We start from the raw sequence: 1839 nt of genomic DNA, 5'->3' as shown, positions 1-1839 counted from the left end.
CTTGCTGGGCTCGCGTGCCCTGGCACCGCGCCTCGCCGCGTTGTCGTCGGTCAACGACGCCTAGCCGAAGCGGCCGTTGACGTAGTCGGAGGTGCGGGGATCGGCCGGGCTGTGGAACATCGCGGTGGTGTCGCCGTGCTCGACGATCCCGCCCGGCGTGCCCTGTTCTGCGAGGAAGAAGGCGCACCGGTCGGAGACGCGGGCCGCCTGCTGCATGTTGTGGGTGACGATGACGACGGTGACCTCGCCGGCCAGTTCCTTGATCGTCTCCTCCACCCGCCGGGTGGAGGTCGGGTCGAGCGCCGAGCAGGGCTCGTCCATCAGCAGCACGCGCGGTCTGACGGCCAGTGAGCGGGCGATGCAGAGCCGCTGCTGCTGGCCGCCGGAGAGCGCGCCGCCGGGCTGGCGCAGCCGGTCGCGCACCTCGTTCCACAGCCCGGCCTTCGTCAGACAGTGCTCGACCAGCTCGTCCTTGGCGTCGCGGCCGAGCCGGACACCGGTGAGCTTCAGTCCCGCGGTGACGTTCTCGTACACGGACATGGCCGGGAAGGGATTCGGCTTCTGGAAGACCATGCCGATCTCCTTCCTGGCATCGGTCAGCCGCCGCTCCGGCGCGTAGATGTCCCGTCCGCCGAGCAGCACCTCGCCGGCGAGCGCGGCCGACGGGATCAGCTCGTGCATCCGGTTGAGGATCCTCAGGAAGGTGGACTTGCCGCAGCCGGAGGGACCGATCAGCGCCATGACCTCTCCGGCCGGCATGGTCAGCGACACCCGGTCCAGCACCTTGTGGTCACCGAACCAGGCCGAGACGCGGCGCGCCTCCAGCTCGGCGGCGGTGCCCGGGGCGGGAGTCCCCGCCGACGGAAGTGGGATGGTGTCGGAGGTGGAGGCGGTCACGTCATGTCCTTCGAGGTCGCGTGGGATTGCTGGGAGTTTGAGGGCTCCGGCGGCCGGAAGCCCGGCGGTCAGAGGAGATTGGGCAGGAGCAGCGCGGCCTGGTCCGCGACGACGAAGCCGAGCGCGCCGAGTACGGGTACGCCGATGACCCAGGACTCGCGGCGGCCCGAGCGGGCCCGTATCCAGGTCAGGGCCGCGGCGGCGAGCACCAGGACCTGGCCCCAGAGCACCAGCGGCATCCAGGCGGACGTCTGGATCGCCATCGGCTTCTCGTCGGCGGGCAGTGCGACGGTCGTATACAGCGGCGCGGCGCCGGGCTGGACGGCGGAGACGAGATCCGCGTCGACCCGCAGCAGTCCGCCGGGCAGGAAGGCATGGCCGTCGCCGGTGATCAGCGTGAGCCTGCTCTTGCCCGCTTCGAGGGCGGGCGGCTGCGGATCGCCCTCCCGGCGCACGCCCCGCACCTTGTAGGTGTGCCGGCCCTGGCCGGTGCTGACGGTGAAGGTCTCACCGGCCCTGACCTCGTCCAGATGCGCGAACGGCCCGCCGTACGCGGCCTGACGGCCCATCACGATGCTGACGCCCGGCTGGCCGGGCAGCACGGTGTCCCTGCGGTGTCCCGGCCCGGTGGCGAGCACCTGTGCGGTGGTGCCCTCGCCGATGACCGTACGCAGACCGAGCTGCGGGATCTCCAGCAGCGCCACCGGAGTGCCGAGGGCCAGCGGCTCGCCGTTCTGGGTCCGCGGCCCGACCGGCGCCGTGGCGTTGGCCAGCTCTCCGCGCAGCGCGGAGTTCGCCACCTGCTGGTCCCGGCCGTGGCGCAGATCGCCGAGCGGTCCGAGATTCGCGACGAACGCGAGGAGCAGTACGGCGAGGATGCTCAGCGCGGTGCCGGTGGCGCGCAGCGCCGGGCCGGCCGGGCGCTGGTCGCGCGCCCGGCCG

The 1839-nt window shown here is 72.4% G+C and carries 2 protein-coding genes; both read right to left on the bottom strand.

Features of this window, described 5'->3' with window-relative positions; translation table 11 throughout:
• Window positions 1-60 precede the first annotated feature (60 nt).
• Entirely contained in the window at window positions 61-873 is an 813-nt protein-coding gene (locus tag GA0115259_RS35890; RefSeq protein ID WP_370749278.1) for a phosphate ABC transporter ATP-binding protein, read from the bottom strand.
• Between the two features lie 92 nt (window positions 874-965).
• The coding region (locus GA0115259_RS35885; protein WP_093604592.1) for a sortase at window positions 966-1839 on the bottom strand (874 nt) is incomplete at its 5' end.

It is taken from the genome of Streptomyces sp. MnatMP-M17 (genome assembly GCF_900091995.1).
GTDB lineage: Bacteria > Actinomycetota > Actinomycetes > Streptomycetales > Streptomycetaceae > Streptomyces.
The sequence above is the reverse complement of the archived record's forward strand: the minus strand, read 5'-3'. Positions and strand labels throughout refer to the sequence as shown.